This window comes from Bradyrhizobium sp. CCBAU 53415 (genome assembly GCF_028128735.1).
Taxonomy (GTDB): domain Bacteria; phylum Pseudomonadota; class Alphaproteobacteria; order Rhizobiales; family Xanthobacteraceae; genus Bradyrhizobium.
In genome coordinates this window covers 132023-156448 of record NZ_LBJF01000018.1, presented here as the reverse complement: position 1 = coordinate 156448, position 24426 = coordinate 132023, and the positions used below count along the sequence as shown (strand labels likewise).

At 58.7% G+C, this 24426-nt stretch carries 14 protein-coding genes and 2 pseudogenes; 10 read left to right on the top strand and 6 right to left on the bottom strand.

What is annotated here, in order from left to right:
- The first annotated feature begins 29 nt into the window (after positions 1–29).
- The 8 genes from XH87_RS11255 to XH87_RS11220 all read left to right on the top strand — a co-directional run bounded on the left by XH87_RS11255 (position 30) and on the right by XH87_RS11220 (position 10927).
- Positions 30–1199, top strand: coding sequence for an 8-amino-7-oxononanoate synthase (locus tag XH87_RS11255; protein ID WP_271587320.1), 1170 nt, complete (start codon positions 30–32; stop codon positions 1197–1199).
- A complete protein-coding gene (bioD, locus tag XH87_RS11250; RefSeq protein ID WP_271587319.1) occupies positions 1181–1813 on the top strand; it encodes a dethiobiotin synthase in 633 nt (210 codons plus the stop codon). The genes XH87_RS11255 and bioD overlap by 19 nt, the downstream gene beginning before the upstream one ends.
- Complete coding sequence (locus XH87_RS11245; protein ID WP_271587318.1) at positions 1813–3075, top strand: adenosylmethionine--8-amino-7-oxononanoate transaminase; 1263 nt, start codon at positions 1813–1815, stop codon at positions 3073–3075. Before bioD ends, XH87_RS11245 begins: the two co-directional genes overlap by 1 nt.
- A gap of 246 nt (positions 3076–3321) precedes the next feature.
- The gene (locus XH87_RS11240; protein WP_271587317.1) at positions 3322–3762 is read left to right on the top strand and encodes an aspartate 1-decarboxylase; all 441 of its coding nucleotides are present in this window, start codon (positions 3322–3324) and stop codon (positions 3760–3762) included.
- A gap of 24 nt (positions 3763–3786) precedes the next feature.
- Positions 3787–4659: a 3-methyl-2-oxobutanoate hydroxymethyltransferase gene (gene panB / locus XH87_RS11235; RefSeq protein ID WP_271587316.1), complete on the top strand. Its 873-nt coding sequence runs from the start codon at positions 3787–3789 to the stop codon at positions 4657–4659.
- Positions 4660–4672: 13 nt separating this feature from the next.
- On the top strand, positions 4673–5524 hold the full coding sequence (gene panC, locus XH87_RS11230; protein WP_271587315.1) for a pantoate--beta-alanine ligase: 852 nt from the start codon (positions 4673–4675) through the stop codon (positions 5522–5524).
- 707 nt (positions 5525–6231) lie between these two features.
- Positions 6232–9336 carry an efflux RND transporter permease subunit gene (locus tag XH87_RS11225; RefSeq protein WP_271587364.1) on the top strand — a complete coding sequence of 1035 codons (3105 nt, stop codon included), beginning with the start codon at positions 6232–6234 and terminating at the stop codon, positions 9334–9336.
- Positions 9337–10036: 700 nt separating this feature from the next.
- Positions 10037–10927 carry a sulfite exporter TauE/SafE family protein gene (locus XH87_RS11220; protein WP_271587314.1) on the top strand — a complete coding sequence of 297 codons (891 nt, stop codon included), beginning with the start codon at positions 10037–10039 and terminating at the stop codon, positions 10925–10927.
- Positions 10928–11263: 336 nt separating this feature from the next.
- Here the strand turns inward: XH87_RS11220 and XH87_RS11215 are convergent, their stop codons facing one another.
- From XH87_RS11215 to XH87_RS11195, 4 genes and pseudogenes are all read right to left on the bottom strand, one after another.
- Positions 11264–11614, bottom strand: a complete 351-nt coding sequence (locus XH87_RS11215) for a hypothetical protein (protein ID WP_271587313.1) — start codon at positions 11612–11614, stop codon at positions 11264–11266.
- Between the two features lie 754 nt (positions 11615–12368).
- Positions 12369–12754 (bottom strand): annotated as a pseudogene (locus tag XH87_RS11210) (hypothetical protein); the annotation flags it as partial.
- A gap of 20 nt (positions 12755–12774) precedes the next feature.
- Complete coding sequence (locus XH87_RS11205) at positions 12775–15504, bottom strand: DUF5695 domain-containing protein (RefSeq protein WP_271587312.1); 2730 nt, start codon at positions 15502–15504, stop codon at positions 12775–12777.
- A gap of 1363 nt (positions 15505–16867) precedes the next feature.
- Positions 16868–17579 (bottom strand): annotated as a pseudogene (locus tag XH87_RS11195) (site-specific integrase); the annotation flags it as partial.
- Here XH87_RS11195 and XH87_RS11190 point away from each other — a divergent pair.
- Positions 17574–17897 (top strand): hypothetical protein, encoded by a 324-nt coding sequence (locus XH87_RS11190; protein ID WP_271587369.1) that lies wholly within the window; start codon positions 17574–17576, stop codon positions 17895–17897. The pseudogene XH87_RS11195 and the gene XH87_RS11190 sit on opposite strands and share 6 nt — an antisense overlap.
- A 1066-nt stretch (positions 17898–18963) precedes the next feature.
- Here XH87_RS11190 and XH87_RS11185 read toward each other — a convergent pair.
- Both XH87_RS11185 and gmd read right to left on the bottom strand, forming a co-directional pair.
- Positions 18964–19971: a GDP-L-fucose synthase family protein gene (locus XH87_RS11185; protein ID WP_271587311.1), complete on the bottom strand. Its 1008-nt coding sequence runs from the start codon at positions 19969–19971 to the stop codon at positions 18964–18966.
- Complete coding sequence (gene gmd / locus XH87_RS11180; RefSeq protein WP_271587310.1) at positions 19952–21037, bottom strand: GDP-mannose 4,6-dehydratase; 1086 nt, start codon at positions 21035–21037, stop codon at positions 19952–19954. The genes XH87_RS11185 and gmd overlap by 20 nt, the downstream gene beginning before the upstream one ends.
- Positions 21038–22528: 1491 nt before the next feature.
- Between gmd and glmS the strand changes: the two genes are divergently transcribed.
- On the top strand, positions 22529–24355 hold the full coding sequence (gene glmS, locus XH87_RS11175) for a glutamine--fructose-6-phosphate transaminase (isomerizing) (RefSeq protein WP_271587309.1): 1827 nt from the start codon (positions 22529–22531) through the stop codon (positions 24353–24355).
- Positions 24356–24426 lie beyond the last annotated feature (71 nt).

Below are 24426 nucleotides of genomic sequence, written 5' to 3'. Positions count from 1 at the left end.
GCACTCCCTTCTACACACGGGACTGATTGATGACTTCAACACGCGCAGACAAGGTGGCCACTTATCGCGCCGCCTTGCGGGCCCTAAACGAGCAGGACCGTCTGCGGCGCCTAGCACCGCGTTCGGGCATTGATTTTGGATCGAACGACTATCTCGCGCTGGCGAGTGCGCCGCGTATGAAGAAGGCTGTGGCGGCGGCGCTGGAAGCCGGCACTCCAATCGGGGCCGGCGGGTCACGACTCCTGCGCGGAAATTGCGACGAGCACGAACGTCTCGAAGCGGAGGCCGCGCACCTTTTCGGAGCCGAGACGGTGCTGTTTTTCAGCGCCGGATATGTGGCGAATTTTGCCATCCTGACGACGCTGCCTCAACGGGGCGATCTGCTGGTACTCGATTCGCTCGTGCACGCGAGCATTCGCGAAGGCGCACGGTCCGGACGAGCCGAGTATCGCGAAAGCGCTCACAACGATCCGATGTCGGTCGAAGGCACAATCCGCGACTGGCGCGCGAAAGGCGGGACGGGCCGTGTCTGGATGGTGGCTGAAAGTCTGTACAGTATGGACGGCGATTTCGCGCCGCTCAGGGAGCTTGTCGCAATCGCCGACAGGCATGATGCGTTCCTTTTGGTGGATGAAGCTCATGCCACTGGCGTGTACGGTGAGCGGGGAAAGGGGCTGACCGCCCCCTATGAAGGGCGCGAGAACCTGGTGGTCGTTCATACATGCGGCAAGGCCTTGGGCGCCGCCGGCGCCCTCGTCACCGCGAGCCGGGTGCTGCGCGACTTCATGGTCAACCGTTGCCGTCCATTCATTTTTGCAACGGCGCCGTCGCCCTTGCTGGCTGTTGCCGTGCAGGAGGCGCTATCAATCTTGAAGGAGGAACCGGAACGGCAACAACGCCTGGCCAGCTTGGTCGCCTTTACGCATCGGGAGATCCGCTTGCGCGGGGGCCGGAGTCCGTCCGCTTCCCAGATTGTCCCTTACATTGTCGGCGACAACGCGCGCGCCATGAAATTGGCATCGATGCTGCAGGCTCGCGGATTCGACGTTCGCGGAATCCGACCACCTACCGTGCCGGCGGGCACAGCTCGGCTGCGAATCTCCCTGACACTGAATGTCGGAGAGAATGATGTGCGTTCCTTGCTCGATGCCTTGATGGAAGAAACCGGAAGCGAGGCAAGATGGCTCGGCGATTCGTAGTCACCGGCACCGACACTGAGGTCGGCAAGACGATCTTTTGCGCAGGGGTCGTCGGTTTTCTTGATGCCTATTATTGGAAACCGATCCAGGCTGGTCTTCGAGGGGAGACCGATTCTGTGGTCGTTAAACGACTGGCCGAACTTCCCGACGATCGGATTGTGCCAGAGCGGTATCGTCTTGAAATGCCAGCGTCACCACATCTCGCAGCAGAAGTCGATCGGCTTCACATCGACGCCACCTCACTCAATGTGCCGGACACCGGGGATCGCCCGCTCGTGATCGAAGGGGCAGGCGGGCTAATGGTACCGCTCAATCGCAACGAACTCTATATCGACGTCTTTGCACGATGGCGGCTGCCAGTCATTCTCTGCGCGCGCACTGCCCTCGGTACCATCAATCATTCGCTGCTTTCGCTCGAGGCCTTGCACAATCGCAACATTGAGATTCGCGGTATCGTGTTCATCGGCGAAGAGAACGTCGACACCGAGAGCACCATTTGCAGGATCGGACAAGTGCGGAAGCTGGGCCGGCTCCCGTGCCTCGTTCCACTCACCGCTAACGAGCTTCGCGCGGCCTTCAAGGTTTCGTTCCATGGTGGCGATTTCGAATCATAATGTGCAAAGCAAAGTCGCGGATCTGGCATCCGTTTACCCAACATGCGCTGCAAGGCGAGATGATAAAAGTTTTGCGCGGCGAGGGTGCATATCTTTACACCGCGGATGACCGTCGCATCATCGACGCGATTGCGTCTTGGTGGGTTGTGACCCATGGCCATTGCCATCCTTACATCGTGAGTGCCATTCAGAAGCAGGCGGAAAAGCTCAACCAGATCATCTTCGCGGGCCACACTCATGAACCCGCCGAAGAGGTTGCCTCCCTGCTTTTGAAACTCGCGCCCCATGGCCTCGATTACGTCTTCTTCTCCGACAGCGGCTCGACCAGCGTGGAGGTCGCGCTGAAATTGGCGCTCGGCTATTGGCGCAACATCGGCGAGCCGCGCTCACGTATCGTCGTGATGCAGCATTCCTATCATGGTGACACGGTGGGCACGATGTCGGTCGGCGCGCGTGGTGTGTTCAATGCGGCCTACGAACCTCTGCTGTTCGACGTTACCTCAGTGCCGTTCCCGGCGCCGGGTCTTGAACAGGCTACGCTCGACGCGCTCGAGGCCGCGTGTCGCAACGAAAATCCGGCTGCCTTCATCGTCGAACCCCTGATCCTGGGTGCTGGCGGGATGCTTATGTATCCTGCTTGGGTCCTAAATGAAATGAAACGGATCTGTGAGGCCGCAGGCGTCCTATTCATTGCCGACGAGGTCATGACCGGCTGGGGGCGCACTGGAACATTGTTCGCTTGCGAGCAGGCTAGTGTCACGCCCGACATTGCCTGCTATTCCAAGGGCCTCACGGGTGGCTCTCTTCCTCTTGCGGTGACGCTCTGTCGCGCCGAGATTTTCGACGCACACTATTCGAAAGACCGAACCCGCACCTTCTTCCACTCCAGTTCTTACACGGCAAATCCGGTGGCGTGTGCCGCTGCCAAGGCGAACCTGGACCTCTGGTGCAACCATGAGACTTACGAGCGTGTGGCCTCCGTCGCAGCAATGCAGAAACAGAAAATCGAGCCATTTCGCGCGAACGCGCGCTTCGGGAATGTCCGTCAGACTGGTACTATCACAGCACTCGAGCTGAAGGTGTGCGACGAGGGCTACCTCGCCAATATCGGGCCGAGGCTGCAGGCGTTCTTTAGCGATCGAGATCTGCTGCTGCGCCCGCTTGGCAATACGATCTATGTCATGCCGCCGTATTGTGTCACGTCGGCGGACCTCGAGGAAATCTACGCCGCAATTAACGATGCAGCCGATGAGCTGGTTTAGAAGCAGGCCGGATGGCCGCCGATCGCCACAGCCTGTCGGCGAACCTGCCGAAGCCATTGGCCACGTCCGCATGGCCCAACCCAGCAGCCGCGAAAGTCTTCGTCTGGTGATTGCGCAACCAAAAGGAATTTCGTCCGTCGGCGGGCCGCTTTCGAGGCGTCGATTTCTTTTTTTCTTCCCCGGTTGACAATTTTCTTCCACGCTCCCTAGGACGTACTGGGTGCGCAAAGGCACAACGGTATTTAAATGAGAAAAGTACTCGCTGCTAAGCTGCACGGCATCCATGTCACGGAGGCCAATTTTCATTATCTCGATCCAGATCACTGTGACGAGGCGGGCATTCTACCGATGGAATTCGTGAAGATCTGGAACAAGAACTCCGGGGCACGAATCTCGACTCGTGTCATTCTCGGCGAACGCGGTTCACGTTGCTGTGTCCTCAATGGCGCCGCTGCGCGGACCTGCCAAGTCGGTGACCAACTCATTGTTTGCAGTTCGTCCCTCTTGGACGAGCAGCGAATTGTTGAGTTGAGGCCGAAGAGTCTCACTTTCGATCGCAGCAACCTGATTACTGATCGCCTGACATACTCGGTCACTTCGGACGCTGCGGGTCGCTATGGCTTCGAAATAGTGGGCGAGTTGGGTGACATCAAAGCCTTGCCACTTCGCTCAGCAGAATCGAACTGAGGTCGTCGACGCGATGGGATCCAAATGAGCCACGTTTCGGAGCAGCCGGTCGAGCGCATCACCATTCCCATGCTGCAGCGGTGGAAGGAGGACGGCCGGCGTCTCGTCATGACCACTGCCTACGACGCGGTTGCGGCGCGTATCGCGGATCGTTCCGTCGATATCATTCTCGTCGGTGACAGTGTCGGTAACGTTTGCCTTGGATTTGAAAACACGCTGCCTGTGAGCGTGGCGATGATGAACCATCATCTGGAGGCCGTTGCACGCAGCAAGCCTCGTGCTTTGCTCATTGCCGATATGCCGTTTCTTAGCTTCCACCTCAGCGCCGAGGAAACCATACGCAATGCCGGCGGATTCCTGCAGCGAGGCGCAGCCGCGGTGAAACTCGAGGGCGGCGGCAAGCGTATCGAGATGGTACGTGCCCTTGTCGATTGCGAGATTCCCGTGATGGGTCATCTGGGTCTTATGCCCCAGAGCGTCAATGTCATGGGCGGCTTCAAGGTGCAGGGCCGGAAAGCGGATGAAGCGCTGCGGTTGCTCGATGATGCTCATCGTCTGCAGGAGGCCGGCTGTTTCGCTTTGGTGTTGGAAGGCATTCCGGCCGAGCTTGCTGCTCGAGCAACCGATTCATTGACAATACCGACGATCGGAATCGGCGCCGGCGCGGACTGTTCAGGGCAGGTGCTCGTGTTTCACGACGTGCTGGGCCTGACCGAAAGTCGCCGCCCCAAATTCGTTCGCGTCTATGCAGAAGGCTTCCAGCAGTTGCATGATGCGCTTTCGCGCTGGGCCGCGGATGTCCGCAGTGGCGCATTCCCGGGCCCGCAAGAGTCCTATCGACTTCCTGAGGGCGTCGGCGAGGCAATTACCAACTGGGCGCCGTCCAAGCCAACCTGATGTAGAGCTCGACATGCAAACAATCACGACGGTCGCTGAGCTTCGCCGCAGTCTCGCAAAAGCCCGCAGTGCCGATCAACGGGTCGGATTCGTGCCGACAATGGGCTATCTCCACGACGGCCACCTGGCGCTGATCACGGCGAGCCAGGCGCAATGCGACGTCACCGTCGTCAGCATCTTCGTCAACCCCACTCAGTTCGGACCAAACGAGGATCTCAGCACCTACCCGCGCGACTTCTCGCGCGATGAGGGACTGTGCCGCGACGCCGGTGTTGCGATCCTCTTTGCGCCGGATGCACAGGAAGTCTATCCGAGCCATTTCGAGACCTTCATTGAACCGGGCGACCTCGCCAAATCTCTGTGCGGAGCCTTCAGGCCTGGACATTTTCGCGGTGTCGCGACTGTCGTATGCAAGTTGTTGAACATGGTGCAGCCCGACGTGGTGTTTTTTGGCCAGAAGGATTTTCAGCAATGCGCTGTCGTGCGTCGCATGGCGGTTGATCTCAATCTCCCGATCGAGATCGTCACCGTACCGACCGTTCGCGAACAAGATGGGCTCGCGATGAGCAGTCGCAACCGGTATCTCAGCAAGGAAGAACGTCAGCGGGCCCTTGCGATCAATCGTGGACTATCCGCCGCGCTCGATGAATTTCACTCAGGAGAGCGCAACGTAGAAAAGCTAATTGCGATCGCCAAGGGGCATTTGGAGGCAGTTGACCGACTGCAGTATCTTGAACTGGTGGACGGTGACACGCTCAACACCGCCGACAGTCCGCTGCGACGCCCCGCAGCGCTTTGTGCAGCAGCCTACGTTGGCTCGACCCGTCTGATCGACAACGTAATACTAGCATTGCCAATTCCGTAGCGCACTGCGTAGCCTCACTGTACGCAGCATATTGAGCTGCAAGAAGTGCTCAAGCCAACTTTTCCGACGGACGTGTCGACCTGTAGCAAGGGCGAACTCCGAGCCGACGTTGTTCAGCGAGTTAGCGGTGCTAGGGGAGCTTGCGGATTATTGTGGGACCAAGAACTTTGCGTCTGGCAACGTTACAAGTTTCGCGGGGCTGCGGCCAGCAACGGTTTCGACAAACCTTGGTATAGTGTTTTGCAGCCCATTCTATATTGCTCACTTACCTTTGTAGAGTTGAGCACGCGTTAGGTCGTTTGTACTTTCGATGTCGAACCTGGATCATTCGAGCGACGGGTCGTCGCGAAGCATGAAGTGACACCTTGCTAGAAGTCGTTGCGTTCCAATCAGGTGTGAGGACGAACATCTTGAGTCTGACCTTTGACCGGTTGCATGCAAAAAGACTAGAGGGCTTTGTTTTAAGAAGGTACCCGCTATTCCAGATCGGGATGAGTGATCAGAACAGCGCAACAAAGCTTCATTCAAGCGACGAAGATGCAGAAGGGGAGGATTTGGCAACTATCCTCAGCAACGTGTGAGCCCTTAGAGTAGCCGATAACGCTTCCCTCATGCTACGGCCTTTAGTGCAGTCGCCGCATTGATGATCGTTGCTGCAGCGCAAGTTGCTGGCGTATTTGCATCCCCCTCTGGAAATGCGAGTCGAGATGGCATTTACCGAGCTTTTCATCAAACGTCCGGTATTGTCTATCGTCGTCAGTCTCCTGATCTTGCTGATCGGCTTTCGCGCGGCCACCGTACTGCCGATCCGGCAATATCCCAAGCTATCTAATACGGTCGTCAATATCACGACTTCCTATCCTGGCGCCTCCGCCGACATGATCCAGGGGTTCATCACCACTCCCCTGGAGCAGGCAGTCGCTTCCGCCGAGGGCGTCGACTACATCAGTTCCTCATCGGTGCTCGGTACCTCGACGATCCAAGTCTACATCAAGCTGAATTTCGATCCCAACGAGGCGCTCACCGAGGTGCTCTCCAGGGTCAACTCGGTCAAATATTTAATCCCAAAGGAATCAAACGATCCGGTCGTCACTAAGTCGACCGGTCAGACCACCGCTGTCATGTATATCGCCTTCTCCAGCGAGGAGTTGACGGCCAGCGCGATCTCCGACTACCTCTCGCGCGTCGTGCAACCCGTTATGTCAACCGTCGATGGAGTAGCAGCGGCAGACATCCTGGGCGGCCAGAGTTTTGCGATGCGGCTATGGCTCGATCCTGCGAAAATGGCAGGGCACGGCGTGTCGCCGGCTGAAGTTTCGGCTGCAATCGCCGCTAACAACTTCCAGGCCGCGGCTGGCCAGACCAAGGGCAATTTCACTATCTCCGATGTCACCGCAAACACGGATCTGCGGAGTGTTGATGACTTCAAGCGCATGATCGTCAAAGCCAATGACGGCGGCTTTGTGCGCATGGAGGACATTGCCGTAGTCGAGCTTGCCGCGCAGACCACGGACGTCAGCGTCGCCATGAACGGCGAGCACGCGGTCTTTATCGGCGTTCAGGCGAGCCCGCAAGGCAATCCGCTAAACATAGTGCGAGGCGTTCGGGCGCTGTTTCCAGGCATGGAGCGTAACCTGCCGCCATCACTGAAGATGAAAGTGGCCTACGATTCCACCAAATTCATCCAATCATCGATCGATGAGGTGGAGAAGACGCTCATTGAGGCCGTGGTTGTCGTGGTGGTGGTGATCTTCCTATTTCTGGCCTCGCTGCGGTCGGTCATCATTCCTGTAGTCACTATTCCGTTGTCGCTCGTTGGTGTCTGCAGCATGATGCTGGCGCTGGGGTTTTCATTCAATCTCCTGACCCTTCTTGCCATGGTTCTCGCGATCGGTCTCGTGGTCGACGACGCGATCGTGGTGGTGGAGAATATTCATCGTCATTTAGAAGAAGGTGCGTCGCCTCTACAAGCTGCTACGAGGGGCGCGAGAGAGATCGTCGGCCCCGTTGTCTCCATGACGATTACCTTGGCTGCGGTATATGCCCCAATCGGATTTCTCGGCGGCCTCACCGGCGCGCTGTTCCGCGAGTTCGCGTTTACGCTAGCGGGAGCGGTGATCGTGTCGGGCGTGATCGCTTTGACGTTGTCGCCTATGATGTGCTCGCTCTTCCTGAAGCGCGCTGAGGAGGGGCGGGTCGCAAGATTTGTGAACCGCGGGTTCGGCGCCATGACACGATGGTACGGCCGCAAGCTCGACCGCTCGCTCGACTATCGTCCGACTACCGGGCTGTTTGCGCTGACCATGTTGGGCCTCGTCGGCTTTCTCTATATGCATACTTCCAAGGAACTCGCACCCGAGGAGGATCAAGGTATCGTATTCGCTCTAATCAAGGCGCCGAAATACGCCAATATCGACTACCTCGACTATTACGGTACCAAGCTTGAGAAAGCCTTCCAGAAGTTTTCCGAGACGGATTTGAGTTTCGTGCTCAATGGCGTTAGCGGCCAGCAGAGTGGCATGGCCGGCATGTTGCTCAAGCCATGGAACGAGCGCAAGCGATCATCGACCGCGCTAAAGTCCCTTGTCCAAGCCGAGCTGTCGAAGATCGAAGGCATTAACGCGTTTGCCTTTAGCTTGCCGCCGCTTCCGGGCGGCTCTGGCGGCCTACCAGTACAGATGGTGATCAATTCGACGCTCGGCTTCCAATCCGTCTACGAGCAGATGTCGAAGCTGAAGGATGCCGCGCGCAAGAGCGGTCTGTTCATGGTGAGCGACTCCGACCTTGAGTTCAACCAGCCGGTGGTACGAATTAAGGTTGATCGATCTAAGGCCAATGAGCTTGGCATCACGATGCAGACCATCGGTAACGCCCTCGCCACCTTACTTGGCGGAAACTACGTCAATCGCTTCAATTTGCAGGGCCGCTCCTACCAGGTGATCCCGCAGGTGCCACGTGAGCAACGCTTGGCGCCGCAAGCAATCGGGAGCTATTATGTGAAGACTGCGGCGGGCTCGATGCTCCCGCTGTCTACTGTAGTCTCCATCGAGACTGCGACCGATCCGAACGCGCTCACCCACTACAATCAGCTCAACTGCGCGACCTTTCAGGCCGTGCCGATGCCCGGCGTCACGATCGGTCAGGCTGTGGACTTCCTCGAAGCCGAGGCAAACAAACTGCCCGCAGGTTTCAGCCACGACTTTCTCGCCGACGCCCGCCAATATGTGCACGAGGGTAACCAACTGGCGATTACCTTTGCATTTGCAATCATCATCATCTTCTTGGTGCTTGCGGCGCAGTTCGAAAGTCTGCGCGATCCCCTCATCATCATGATCAGCGTGCCGATGGCAATCGTCGGCGCCTTGATCCCGCCATTCTTTGGCTGGGCGACTATGAACATCTACACCCAGGTCGGACTGTTGACGCTGGTCGGGTTGATTTCCAAGCACGGCATCCTGATGGTTGAGTTCGCCAATGAGCTGCAGCTCAAGGAGAGACTTGACCGTCGCTCGGCTATAGAGATGGCGGCGCGCGTCCGACTGCGTCCAATCTTGATGACTACGGCGGCAATGGTCACGGGCTTCATACCCTTGTTGACTGCAACGGGAGCGGGGGCCGCGAGCCGCTTCTCGATCGGGCTCGTGCTCGTCGCTGGCATGTCTGTCGGCACGCTGTTCACGCTCTTCGTGCTGCCGGCGGTCTATGTCGCGATCGCGTCCGATCACCGTGCCGATGCGAGCTCCGGCCGCGCGAAGATCGCCACCGAGCTCGACCTCACCGGCGCTGCTGATGCCCAGCTCGCCAAGCAATGACGATAAATTCAATCCAGGTTCGCTCAGTGTGGTGAGCGAAGGAGCCTGCGACCGCTTCACGCTCCGTTACGCATCGAGATCTTCACGCTCGTGGTGCCGAGTTTGGCGACCATCAGGTGCTCGGAAGAACACGTCGGTGATCCGCGGCTGCTCCGCTAAGGTGAATTGCACCGCACCTTCACGGCAGCGGAACGCCCAAGCGCGACCTTGCCGGGGAAGAGAATTGGTGCTCGCCGGATAAAAGGTGCGTTGCCATTTATCCCAAGGGCTCTTGAAGGAGAATTGTTTGCTTCCGTCTGACCGCGTTGCAATGCTAGCTGAAAAAGATGGCGCTGGACCGCTTCGGATTCGACGCGAGTTCAATTCCGTGCGAACGGGTCGTCAGGAGACCAAGAATCCATGACCGACGCAATTACGGCTTTCGACACGAGGACCATTGATCGACAAACCGAAAAACAGACTGACACGTATTGGCTGAGTGATCGTAGTCGGGTGCTGGGAAGTGCAGCACAGCTTCTGTTGTACGACCGAAGTCGAGAACAAGAGAAACTGCTGAACGCCCACGAAGGCTAATGCCATTGTGAAGGCGGGCGGAGCTGCTAAGCGAATGATCAGCATCTGGCGCAATCCTGATGACCAATGGCCGCGCTGTTTCCCCGACGCGTGACCCGATGCCCTCCGGAGTGGGAAAGTTAAGGAAATGCCTGAGTTTGATGCTGCTATGTGGTTTCTGGCCGCAACGACGTGTTTTGCGGCCTTTGTAAATGGAGCCATCGGCTACGGCTTTTCGTCGCTCACTGTACCCCTTGCGCTGGTTTTCTACACCAATCGCATTCTCAACCCCGCCATTGTCATCATCGAGGTCTTCGTCAACGTTTACGTCCTCCTCATCAATCTGAAGGGCGTGCGGGTGGTTTGGAGACGAGTGCTTCCTATTTTGCTTGGACTCTTGCCGGGCATTGCGCTCGGCGGCTATGCGTTGACCTCGCTCCAGCCGGGCTGGATCAAATTTGCCACCTACACGATCATTCTGCCCCTGATCCTGCTGCAAGCTGCGGGTTGGCGCCGCCCTATCGAAGCAAGCTGGCTGATCGGCCTGCCATTCGGGTGGATGCTGGGCATCCTCTATTCAGTGACGACTATCTCCGGCCCTCCCTTAGCGATGCTGTTTAACAACCAGGGCTTGGTCAAACACGAATTTCGCGCCGGCCTAGCGCTGGTTCGCGTGGCGGAATCAAGCGTGACCGCCTTCGTCTATTATCAGCTCGGCTTGTTCATTTCCGAAAGCGGCAGCTTGCTCTATGTTTTTGTACCCAGTGTCATGCTTGGCATCCCGCTTGGGTCCCACGTCATTCGCCGGCTTGATCCGGAGATATTCCGACGCATCTGTATGAGCTTTGATGCGTGGATCGTGGGCTTCGGTTTGTCACGGGTGCTGATCGAGCTCGATCTAGTGCAGAGCGCCTGGGCTTATAGCGTGATGGCGGCGGCAATACTGATCGATCTCTGCCTGCTGTACTTGTTCCTTACCACGCACAGTCCGATTTGGTCAGAGCGACGGTCTCGGCGAACTGCGGATATAAGCGGTTGAACGATGCCGGCGGGCACCTGGCATCGAATGCGCGCGCGCCCTGGACCTGAGCGCTGATGCAGCAGTCGTGTCGGCCACCGAATTGTTGACCGACTGTACGCGCACGCATTTCCACAGGTCCGCATTCTAGTCTAAGCTGGCATCACTCAGCGAGAAAGCCGTGCCTAGGAGCGAAGTAGCAACAGGAATCCGGGCATTCACGGACTATGTCCGCAGGCCAAGCCACATACCGGCAGAAGACATCTTCAGTTTGGCGGTCTGATGTCGAAGCGATCTGTTCAAAAATGGACGCGCTTTCTGAGCAGCCTCTTTCGAGATTTTCGGACTTCGAGACGCTCAGGTGCAAGATCGGCAAAGATTTCCCTGCAATGCGACCGGCTTTACTCCACCGTGGGGTGGATGCCTTTTACGCTGCGGATCGTCCCCGAGTCCCGCGCCCAGCGGCTGCGACTGTCTCGCCTGGCAGACGTTGTCCTCTTCGAGAACGGTCTCAAAGCCTCCAATAGCACAGGCGAGGCGAATCCAATCTGCGCGGCCCGGATCGACGGTCTTGACGAGGTCGGCCCGTTCGAACTGGAGCGTGAACCAAGTATTCTCATACTGGTTGTGACCAGCGGTATCGACCCTTGGGCAACCACCGTTGACGTTGATCACTTGCCAGCCAGGCAACTTCAGCGCTTCGATCACAATGCGCCTAGTAGCCTGCAAGAAGCGCTTAGCGTCGCACCCGACTAGTGGTCTGTAGACAGCGAATTCCACGTCGAGCGGGCCGCCGCCTGCGCCAAGCGCGGCTGGCGCACCGTAGTAGGCGGTGTACACGCTGGTTGGCCACCGAACGGATGTCCGACTGGCATATCCTGCCGCGACCCCCGCAAGGCCATTCACCCGCCGCGCGGAAAGCCGCGGCGCAGGTTGCTCAGGAATAGGCCCGGCCAGGGTATCGCCGTAAGGGACGTAAGACGGAGCAACTGCGGAGTTGCCGTTTCGGTGAGAGGCATAAGCCCCTGCTGTGAAGGCTGCGGCCATGACAGTGACCGCGAGTGTTTTACGCATACTCATTCCATGCTGTACGGAGGAAGTACAACGCCTTACGGCTGGTGGAGCCTGCACCCGCCCGCCAACAGCCTTGCGGCTGCCGTTATCCGGCAAGGTGACTCGGCGTCAGAAGTGCGAAGCGCTGCACCTGCCACGCGCCGCTAACTTCCGAACGGTCATCCTCAAGCAACGCGGGCGCGACTCGGCGCTGTTCGGTTGCGTTGGATCAGACCACTGTCGCTGCCACGCCCGCACTACCAATCGAAGTCAGCAGAAACTAGACTCGGCGCTCAAAGCCCCCAGCTCGACCCTGGGGGAAGCGCTGTCCCTGCCACGCTCCGCTAACCTCAGCGAGGTTTTACGGGGACCAGCTGTCCAAAAGCTGACGAGCCGCCAGCGGCGCTCTGTGGCGCTGAAGACATCGATGAAGCGATGAGCGGGTCAAATGCGGGATCGTGGCCTGAAGAGCGTAGAGACAGTCGTCGAGCGGCAACAGCGTATGCTTGCGAAAGGCCACGATGATGGCTTCGTCCTCCACTGATGGAGAGGTGGACTTAGGCTCCTTGGGTCCTGTCTTCAGATCACTGACGGAGCCGCGCCTTTTCCACTTGGCGACCGTCTTGGGATTGATCCCGTAGCGCTTATGGGATTGATCCCGTGGCGCTTAGCCAGCGCTCTTAAGCTCTCTTGACTGTTTTGTATTGCTCGACGGACCGCCTCCGTCGTGGTGGCGCAGCCGTGTAAAATTGTCCCATTGCGCTTCCTTCGAATCGTGCGATAAGGATGCACCATCAAAGCCCAGGACTAAACATCTAGCGAACCTGAACCCGCGGTAGGCGCGATGCAGGCAAGCGGACGACGATCTGGCTGTCCGTGATGTCGAAGACTTCCTTGCGCTTTCTCACGTCATCGTACCGCAATTCGAACGTCACTCCCGATGCAGATGGGGCAAAGGGCTCAGGCGTAAGGCTGATCCACCCCTCCCCCAAATTCAGAATGATCGGTCGATCCGCCCGGAATCGGGCGTCGAGCAGCACCAAGTCCAATCGGAGAGACTGGAGCCGCACGTTGAGCCGTCGCCGCACGCCATCACGTGGCCAGATACGCAGGGTGTGAGCGAACGTCTCCATGATGCCACCGTGACAAACCTGCCCAAAGATGGGATCGTCGGCAACGATCGTCGCAGCAGCGCGGACCGCTCCACAAAATCCCAGGTCGATCTCGCACGAGTAATACCACGTTCCACGGTGATGCGGCTGACCTAGCCATGTGGTCCCGCTCGGCGCTGGCTCGAAGCCGCCACCGGCCGCGCCGTCATTCTCCTCGCCCGGATACCAATAGCCATGACCGGCCGACGCAGGGCCGCTGTTCAGCAAAGCCCACGCGCTGAGTTGTGACGCATAGCCGAGACGAAGGAGCGGATGCGGGTCGTCTGCATCGTTCAGCGCATGATCAAGCAGCGCCCAGCCACCCATCTGCGCCATGTAAGTCAGCGTATAGGCGTCGCCCGCAGTGCGGCGATAATCGCTGCCCAGGTAGTAATAGGCAGGTTCCAGCCAGCCACGGCAGAACAGATTTGCAGCGATCTGACGCTCCGCGAAGGCACGCGCTGCCGCCTTCGAAACCCCCATGGCGACAGGGTCGTCAAGGGCCGAGCGCGCCAGTGCCTGCGTTGATTCGAAGGCTGTGGAATCGAACGGATATTCCGACTTGAACAGGTCCGCCTTTGGATCGACGAAGGCGCGCACCTTACGCGCCCAGTGCGCCTCTAAGGTCGCTGCCTCGCGCGTCAAGCCCGCAGTCGTAAGCGCCGAAACCAGTTCGGGGATCACACATTCGTTGTAGAAGCCGGTGCGGTAGGCAGACCACATCACCACGCGCATCGGCACCGTGAACATGGCCAGCGCCGTACCGTAGGCGCGTACCAAATAATCCCGTGCGCTCTGGCGGGTGGGTATCGCGGGATGGTCACGCGCGATGCGGTGCATGGCCAAATACATCGCAAAGATGTGCGGATAGTCATAAGGCCGCCAGATATGCAGGCTGCCCTTTGGGCCGGGATCGCTGCTTTCCCTGTTCTGCTTCCAATCGGGTATGCCGTAGAGGCCGTAGGCGTATGCCTCCTGTGTGGTACGTTGCAGCCCGCCCCAGACGAACGTATCTATGTACCGATCCAGCGCCGCTACTTCCGCCACATCAGGATGCTCTGCATTCTTGGTCGCGAGGTAAGCGGGCTTGCTCAGCCCGGGATCGTCGCACGTCACCTCGTAGATGCGCCAGCCCTTGATCCGGTCATAATTGTCCGGGCCAAGCAGGACCTGCGTCTCCATATTCCACTCGCCAAACAAACCGTCGTACCATTTGGACGGGTCACGATGCTGCCGCTTCACGATGAAGGTGGCGCGCTTCTTCATCATCGTCTCGACGGGCTCGGTAGCGAAGAATTCAAGAAAGGTCTGGCGCGCACCCGGCTGGTGCAGGGTCAGCCGGTTCTCGCCCAATCGCGAAAAGCGAACCCGCCACAGTCGCCTGCCAGCCCGATCCGGCAAGCGTTGCACCACCGTGTCGCCGGTAAATTCCGCTTCGATTCGCTCCACCGGAATGGAGGACGCGAGCGCGATGTCGACATGCAGGTCGTTGGGAACCGTCATGCCCGGCATTACTTCCACGTCCACCAGACCGGCGTCCGCGATAGCCCTGCGCGCCGCCTCGTAATCGGCGACCCACTGGAAGCGGAGACGGTAACGCCGTTGCTCGGCCGGCGACAGGGACAGGGAATGGGTCGGCTGTCGCCAGCGAGTCCCGCCCGCCACTGCCTCGCCGGCGGCCGCCCCGCCCAAGATGTATGCGCACCACGTCCCACTGGCTTCGGCCGATTCCTTGTGGACATCCCAATATTCCAGTGACGTGTCCGCTTCCGGTAAGAGCATGAGGAAGGGACCGGTGCTGTTGCCGCGAATCCAGAAGATGTGCGATCCATGCCCCGAGACGAAGCTGTGCTTCAAAACAGCCACCGATGCCGGTTGCCCTGCCGGAAATTCGGTGTTCATCGGCATGGGCAAATAGAGGTCGCCAACCTCCACGCTCGCCATGCCGTCGTTCCGCAGCATGATCTCCCACGTCAATCCAGCCTCGTCGACTGCGAGGCGGGTCGTGAGAAGGACGCCGGCATCGCGGGCTGTTAGTTCAAGGGCCGCGCTATGCATCGGCTTCGTTGCATCAACGCCGGTTCGAAGCGTATGCCACTCGGATCCGGCACGCCGAACTCTAGCGTGAGCCGTCCCCAGCACGGCTCCAGGCAGGACATAATCCGTGTCATACGCATCGTTACGATAACGCAACGAGGTAATGCCCTCTTGTGTGCATCCAACGACGAAGGGAGAGTTGGCCGCCTTCAACACCATGGCAACCTTGCGCTGCGGCCGATTGGGTGTAGACACCGTAACTCCCCCGAACAACGCGCTACCCAAGAAGCTACTGCCCAACAGCATCGTACGACGCGTATACGTCCAGGCTTTAGACATGCCTTTGGTCTTCGTCATCAACCGTATCCGGTATCGCTACATACGGATGATCAAGGCGTGCCGTTTCCCTCCGTAAACGTCAACGCGACAAAGCGACATACGTTCTCAAGTACCCAGCGTTCGGTCGGCACCGCTTCGTCACCATCGGTCCTGACCGTGCCCTTGGACACCAGACCTTGCACGCATGGAGGCCAAGCTGCTCTGGGCCTGGTTGCCAATGGCAAAGACCCGCTCGACGACAAAGTCACGGCGCGCCTGCGGCGTCTATATAAGGACCATGATCCCAACTTCAACCCAATCACGCTGAAGCCACCAACGACGTCGATTATCCAATCCCCCTAGGCGATCGTCTTGCCATCCGCGCTCGCGCCGTCTCCGCAACCCCGACCAGTTCCGACGACGCGAGCGCTACCAGCAGAGCACGCGGATCAAGGGGCCCTTTTGGACGCCGATGGGGGTCCCATTCCCGTGTCGATTGACACTCAAAGGCGTCGCGGTTGATGGGGCCATCGAGCACCCAAGGACCGATGATGCCATGTGTGGCGAGAGCGGCTACAGGTTGTCGTTTTCCAGTGGCCGAGAGAGATGCTGACCCGCAGGCGTTCGCCGCGCCTGCAGCGAACATGTGCTCGCGCCATGTTGGTCGATGCCCAGGTCTCATAAATGAAGACAGACGATCCCGGTCGACCTTGTCCTGACTCGCGCGCCAAGCCTCGTGGCCCTTCAAAACGTCCGGACGGTCTTGCTCTGCGGCATGGGAGTCTTTTTTTACGCGTGATCTTGTGACGCTCGAAGAAGCGGCGGATCGTGCCATTGCCGAGCAATAGGCCTTGTTTGCTCAAGCTGTCCCGCAGTTCCTCAATGGTGATATCGGGGCGAGGTCTCGAGCACAGTCATGATCGTCGCCCGATGGGCATTGATCCGATGCGATTTACGATCGCCGCCTTGGGCCTTTGGCACCTTGCTCCCGCTCGCGCGTTCGTCAGCGGCTTACGCTCGCTGGGCTCACTCCAAAAGCTCGGCAGCCCGCCGTCCTGGAACGCCGACCTCAATACAGACGACCTTGTCCATTCCTAACTCTTGTTTCAGTAGATGGTCGCGGCCGCGCTCCTTCTTCAGCGCGCGCAGAGTAGTTCGTCAGCGACCGGTTATATCGGACGAACAGCGCTCGCTCAGCCTCAATCTTCGACAGATCGATCCAGTTATTCGATACCTGCTGCATTGAGCTGCTCCGCGATGCTTTGAAACAACGGCTCAGAGCCAGTGCCCTCGCGGCGCTCCTCCTCGTCATTCGCCAATCTGGCAGCTAGTATGCTTCGGCCATGCGCTTTATTCGCGCATCGGTCAAGCGCGACGGCGGCAGCGAAGACAGCCCCCGGCTTCATGCAGCTTCTTTCATCGCACTGGCGGTGGTCTTCTTCTTTTTCAGAAGCGTACGAACGCACTTATCCCAGCACACCATCCCGGCGCGCTTCTCTGGCATGTGGTTCCAGCGATCATAATTCTTGGAGCTGACGTCCTGCAGCGCGTGGTTCTGGAGGCGGTCTCGAATTTCTTTCGACACGTCCGCCTTGCCCGCGAGCATCTTGAATGTCCGCCGCAAGTCGCGGTTGGTCGCGTAGGGGATGACGCCGCGGTGGCGCTGCCGCTAGGCGAAACTGTAGAGTGTGCCGTGGCTGACCGGCTTGGACGGATCTTTCGCCGAAGGAAAGTACCAGCCGAATTCATTCGGCCTGATCGACTCGATGGGCTCGGCTGCGAGCAATGGGACCGGGACTGCGTGCGGCTGCAGTCGATGATCCGCTCGGCCGCGTCCCACTGATCGATGTGCAGGCGCGCGATCTCCTCGACGCGCTGGCCGGTCAGCATGATGAGCTGCACGGCGCGCGGATAGGAAGGATGGACAGGACTGCCGGGCATGCGAGCCAGCTATAAAGCTGAACGAATTCATGCTCGCTGAGCCAGCGTCTGCCCTGGACCTTCGGTTCGGTCGGGATGTCTGAAGCCGGATTGAAGGGAATCCGGAAGCGCCGGTAAGATGTGTTCCGATAGTCGTTGTCCGATTTCGTCCCCCAGCTAAAGGCAGCATGGATACCCAAAGCTCCTTGAAGCTGCTAGCTGCTTTGTTTGCTGTCTGGCGCAAGGGGTTGCTTTCCTCGACTGAAATATCCGCTATTCTTCGGGGACGGGGATTGGCCAAAAATCTTTGGCTGATGGCGAAAACGGTCGGTAGGCGTCGCGCATTGAGCCGCCCGGATCTCTTTGCGTATGGCGAATCCATGATTCGCCAGCCGCCGGCGCCCGTAGAGTTGCTGCGGGCGATGCAGGATTGGCATGTCCGCTGGGAAGGCGTCCAAATCTCGCTTGTCGAATATTATCGACGCCACTATCTGACGCCCGCGCTGCCATGAACATTCATTCGATCGAATTGGAGCGCGCCACCGGCAGTCCATTGATGTCCCGCTTCCACGCCCAGTACAGCATTGGGGAATTCACCGGATCTGCCGCCGTGACCTCGTTCCTCTCGGTACAGCTTGGCTTGCGTTTTTCGACGTTGGCCTGTTCGGTTTAATGACGATCGCGATTGTGTCGAGCGGGCCGGGGTTGCTCGCGACGGGCTCGAGACGGCAGGGACCATTGTTTGTTTTTGCCCCATCGCAGTGTGTTGCTAATAGCTGTGCTCGCGTCCAGCACCTTTCTTGTTGAAGGTGCAATGCTCGACTGGAGCGCTTTGCTTCTCGTTGAAAGAGACTTCTCGCGGAGACACACGGGGCATTGATCTGTATGCTCTTCTTAATCGTAACGAGCGCAGGGCGTCTCGGCTGGATGCCGTGGTGGCTGCGAATCGGCGACCGTGCCACATTGATGCTCGTGACTCTGCCCATCGTGACAGGCTTCTCGGCTGTCGTGGTCGTCCCGTTGCGTTGATTGCTATGGCGGGGTTACTGCTTATTGGATTGGGTATTTCAAATGTTGCACCCGTACTGCGTCGCCGCGCCGGCAACAGAAAGTGATGCCAGCAGGCGTTGCGATCGCGGTCATCCACGACAGCCGGCTACGCGGGTATACTCGTCGGCTCACCGGCATCGGGCTCGTCGCACACATGTTTGGCTTTCCCTTGTCGTTCGGGATATTAGTCTAGGTGAGCTCACGTGCATCGTTACGCTGCTGGCGAGGACGATGACAGATCATCACTAAGCCGTTGGTCGAGAGGAAAGGGACACCAGCACGCTTCCGGCTAATGATAGTCCACCGGTCGGCGTTTAGCGACTTAGAATCGATGAGCTCTGAACTTGATGGCAGCAGGTCTCGATCATGGCCATTCTCTTTTTCCTGAAACTCCGTTGGCCGTGTCGTAGTAGGATACACCGCGTCACTCGGGTCCTTGGCGTCAAACTGAGCGCGGTTGTTGACAACGAACGCTTGTCAACTGGGAAGCAAAATTGATTGTTACGTGAGGTCAGCTAGGCTGGACGTTCACCGCCGATTGATACATAGGATCGGCCCGTTATCGGAAACAGGCAGATCACTCGAGTGCCGTCCATCGCTGTCGGCGCGATACGCCCGGTATGCCAGCTGAATCCCGTCCTCGAGCGAGGTCGTGGCGCGCCAGCCGAGCCCGGCCAGCCGCCCGACGTCGAGCAGCTTGCGCGGCGTGCCGTCCGGGCGCGACGCGTCGAAGCTGATCTCACCGCGAAAACCGACGGCGGCCGCCACCATGAGTGCTAACTCGGCGATGCTGATGTCCTCGCCGGTACCAATATTGACCAATTCCGGCGAGGAATAGGTCTTCATCAGATGGATGCAGGCGTCGGCGAGATCGTCGACGTAGAGAAATTCGCGCCGCGGCGTGCCGGTGCCCCACACCACGACGTTGCCGCCGCCCGAAATCTTGGCCTCGTGGAAGCGGCGGATCAGCGCGGCGATGACGTGGCTGTATTCGGGGTGATAATTGTCGCCGGGGCCGTAGAGATTGGTCGGCATCACGCTGATGAAATCGGCGCCGTACTGGCTGCGATAGGCCTGGGCCATCTTGATGCCGGCGATCTTGGCGATGGCATAGGGTTCGTTGGTCGGCTCCAGCGGGCCGGTCAAGATCGAATCCTCTCGCAGCGGCTGCGGCGCCAGGCGCGGATAGATGCAGGAGGAGCCGAAAAACATCAGCTTCTCGCATCCATTGGCATGCGCCGACTGGATCACGTTGCTCGATATCGCCAGATTGTCGTGGAGAAATTCGGCGCGCAGCGTGTTGTTAGCGACAATGCCGCCAACCTTGGCGGCGGCGAGGAACACGGCTTGCGGCCGCTTCGCGGCAAACCAGGCATTCACCGCTGCCTGGTCACGCAGGTCGAGCTCGCTGCGCGACACCGTCAAGAGATCGGCCTGTTCGCGTGCCAGCCGGCGCAGCAGCGCCGCGCCGACCATGCCGCGATGGCCCGCAACGAAAACCGTCTTGCCCTTCAGTTCAAACGCCGTGCTTGCCATTGGCCGCGCCCTGCCTGGCTTCGACGAGATCGCTGGCGACCATTTCCTTCACCAGTTGCGAGAATGGCGTCTTCGGAGCCCAGCCGAGCTTCACGCGCGCCTTGCTGGCGTCGCCGATCAGGAGATCAACCTCGGTCGGACGGAAATAGGTCGGGTCGATCTGCACCAGGGTCTTGCCGGACGCCTTGTCCACGCCGATCTCCTCGACGCCCTTGCCGCGCCATTCGACGCTGCGCCCGACCTCGGCGAATGCCAGCTCGACGAACTCGCGGACCGACCGCGTCTCGCCGGTCGCGAGTACGAAGTCGCCGGGCTCGTCGACCTGCAGGATCCTGTGCATGCCCTCGACATAGTCGCGGGCATGGCCCCAGTCGCGCTTGGCGTCGAGATTGCCGAGATAGAGTGTGTTCTCGAGGCCGACCTCTATGCGGGCGACGGCACGGGTGATCTTGCGCGTCACGAAGGTCTCGCCGCGGGTCGGGCTCTCATGGTTGAACAGGATGCCGTTGCTGGCGAACATGCCATAGGCCTCACGGTAGTTCACGGTGATCCAGTAGCCATAAAGCTTGGCGACGCCATAGGGCGAGCGCGGATAGAATGGCGTGGTTTCCTTCTGCGGCACCTCTTGCACGAGCCCGTAAAGCTCCGAGGTCGAGGCCTGGTAGAACCGCGTCTCCTTTTCCCTGCCGAGGATGCGGATCGCTTCCAAAAGGCGCAGCACGCCGATTGCGTCGGCGTTGGCGGTGTATTCCGGGCTCTCGAAACTGACCTGGACGTGGCTCTGGGCGGCCAGGTTATAGATCTCGGTCGGCCGAATCTCCTGCACCAGCCGAATCAGATTGGTCGAATCCGTCATGTCGCCATAGTGCATCAGGAACGGCACGTTGCCGGCATGCGGATCCTGGTAGAGATGATCGACGCGCGCGGTGTTGAACGAGGACGACCGGCGCTTGATCCCGTGCACCGTGTAGCCGAGACCGAGCAAATACTCGGCGAGATAAGCGCCGTCCTGTCCGGTGACGCCGGTGATCAGCGCAACGCGCCGATTTGAGTCCTGAGCCGCCATGGTCTCTCTTAGTTGCGCCGGAAAGAACGCTCTGTAAAACGCTATCGCGAAGCCGTTTCTCGAGAAATCTAGATGCGCAAGCCCGCTCCACCGGCAATTGGAGGAAAGCGATCGTTAGCGTCAGTCATACACATTATGTAGGAATGCACACTATATACATTGATTTAAATTGGACTGGAGGGTGCCAACACATTGATGTTCAAAACATGAAAGCCGACTAACGCTCGCATCCTGGTTGATATCCGCGATGATCCTAAGTAGGCGAGATGGATGCAATCGCTGTCGCTAGCGCGGGGGCGCTTGTCCATGGCGTCATCTCCAATGGGATATAAGCAGAGGGTCTGTGTTCCCTATCTATCCTCAGGCATACGTAGGCATTCGCGTGGTCTCGTCATGGCTTGGGAGAGCGGCGAGCTGATCCGCAGTCGTCAATGCACTTGCCGGATGACGGATGCAAGCCAGCACACAGTCAAGCCTGCGCGTCAATTCGCAGTCTACAAAGCGCCCGTACTATTAACTTCCGGACAGAACACCCGGTCTTGGCGGTCGGCTCATCGACCGTGATCAGCGCCGTCGTCAATATCCAGCTCGCGGCAGGCAGCAGACGGTCGACGCAAGGCAAAATGAGAAAGAATAGCAAACATTGGTATAGATGCTCGAACGTTTCGATATCGAAAGTTTACGTTCGTACAGTAGAGCTTCGCTGCCAATTGTTTAGTTTCGACGAGCGTAACTTGCCTCGGTCCGAGTATGATGAGCCTCTTAAACCCGCGCCAGCAAAATATTTGCAGTAATGCAGGACAATTCACGCTAGAGCGGCTGCGCAAATATATCGGCACAAGACCATGTAGAAGCCTGGGCAGGTTTCCTATCTGCCCAATGGAGCGCAGCTGACACGGAACGTGAGCCTCTCGAAGAGTCAATGAGTGACACGCAAGGGCTCAGTTACTGCCACTCAAGCGTCGCGCGGTTCGCTGGCTCCGCTGTCACTTCCTTGGGAAGTTGAGTGGCAATCGTGAAATGGCTCACAGTGATGATGAGCCAAACAAGATGTCTATCGTTGGATAATTGGCCGCCGATCTGGTTGGAATGTCCTTAATCTATGGAGCTAGACGACTTGCGGATATGTCCTCGCAGCGGCGTTATGCGACGACGACAGCTATCGTCGCAACCGAGCAAGTCTGTTTGTGTCGGAATTGGATGTCGCACCACCGTTTAAGCGCGCCTGCATTCTGGCTCTCCTCAAACCGGTCAGGCTATTTGCAGCCGCATCCCAGTTTGGACTCGATGGGCAGCCAAAGGGGAAATGTAGCCTGGCGAAGCGATGATGGCTGAAAAGAGATCTAACTCACGCTTGTGAACGCGGCGGCGATACAGGCGGCCGCGACAAATCCCGAACTTGACACTGTTATCATCGGGCAAGCGAATTTAATAACGGGGTTCCCGCGAGGGGAACGTCGGGCTTCTTGAACTTGGGCAGCATTGATCGATATGTGTGGAATTGTCGGCATCTTGGGGCGTGGTCCGGTCGTTGGGCAGTTGGTCGCATCGCTCAAGCGATTGGAATATCGTGGCTACGACTCCGCAGGCCTCGCGACTCTCGAAGGTCCCCGTATCGAGCGGCGACGCGCTGAAGGTAAGCTGAGAAACCTTGAGGAGCGGCTGCGCTATTATCCGCCGTCGGGTCGTACCGGTATTGGTCACACCCGCTGGGCTACTCATGGAAAGCCGACCGAGCGAAACGCTCATCCGCATGCGACGGAAAATGTAGCGGTCGTTCATAACGGGATCATTGAGAATTTCAGCGAGCTGCGGGCCGAGCTGGAGCGGAATGGAGCCCTTTTTGACTCAGAGACGGACACCGAGGTGGTGGCACATCTCGTCGAATCTTATCTCAAGAATGGCTACTCGCCGCAGGATGCGGTACAAGCGTCGCTGCCGCGGCTGCGCGGTGCTTTCGCGCTGGCATTCCTTTTCAAGGCCCACGACGATCTTTTGATCGGTGCGCGCAAGGGGTCGCCCCTTGCGATCGGACATGGTAACGGTGAAATGTATCTAGGATCGGATGCGATCGCGCTCGCACCTTTGACCGACACCATTACCTATCTTGAAGACGGCGACTGGGCCGTGCTTACGCGCACGACGTGTGTGATTTATAGCGCGGACGGCTCCGTCGTGCAGCGGGAAACATCGAAATCTGGCGTATCGTCACTCCTTGTCGACAAAGCGAATTATCGCCACTTCATGGTCAAGGAAATCTACGAGCAGCCGTTAGTAGCCGGCAAGACATTGGCGCATTATCTCGACATGGCGGCCAAGCGCGTCGCCCTGCCGCTCACATTGCCGTTCGACTTTAAATCCATTCAGCGCATCTCAATTACTGCGTGCGGCACGGCGAGCTATGCCGGGCACATCGCCAAATACTGGTTCGAGCGGCTGGCGCGCTTGCCTGTCGAGATCGATGTAGCGTCCGAGTTCCGCTATCGGGAGGCGCCTCTGCGCCGGGATGATCTCGCCATCGTCATCTCGCAGTCGGGCGAAACCGCTGACACACTGGCTGCGTTGCGATACGCCAAGAGCCAGGGCGTGCACACGATATCTGTGGTCAACGTCCCGACCTCGACGATTGCGCGCGAGAGTGAATCCGTTCTGCCGACACTGGCGGGGCCAGAAATCGGCGTCGCCTCCACAAAGGCATTCATGTGCCAGCTGATGGTATTGGCGGCGCTGGCCGTCGCAGCAGGCAAAGAGCGCGGTAGGCTGTCTGAGATCGATGAATCGAAGCTCGTGTGTGAGCTTATCGAAGTACCGCGGTTGATTGCTGCGGCGCTGTTGATCGAGCCGCAGATCGAGAAGCTCGCGCGTTATATCGCCGACTCGAGGGGCGTGCTCTATCTCGGTCGGGGCACATCGGCCCCTCTGGCGTTGGAGGGCGCACTCAAGCTGAAGGAAATTTCTTATATCCTCGCAGAAGGTTATGCCGCCGGCGAGCTCAAGCACGGACCGATTGCACTGATAGATGATACCGTGCCTGTGGTGGTGATCGCGCCTTACGACGAGGTCTTCGAGAAGACCGTCTCGAACATGCAAGAAGTTGCCGCTCGGGGCGGCAAGATCATCCTGATCACGGATGCGAAGGGTGCTTTGGAAGCGACGGTGGACACACTCATGACCCTTGTGCTGCCGGAGATGGTCGCAAGCTTTGCGCCGATGGTCTATGCCATTCCGGTTCAGCTCTTGGCTTACCATACCGCCCTCGTAAGGGGCACGGACGTGGATCAGCCGCGCAATCTCGCAAAATCGGTGACTGTCGAATGAGGCCGCAGTGGTAGTATCTGAGCATTGAGCCCTCCGCGTCGAGGTGTTGGGCTTGCGTTTGGTCGGGTCGA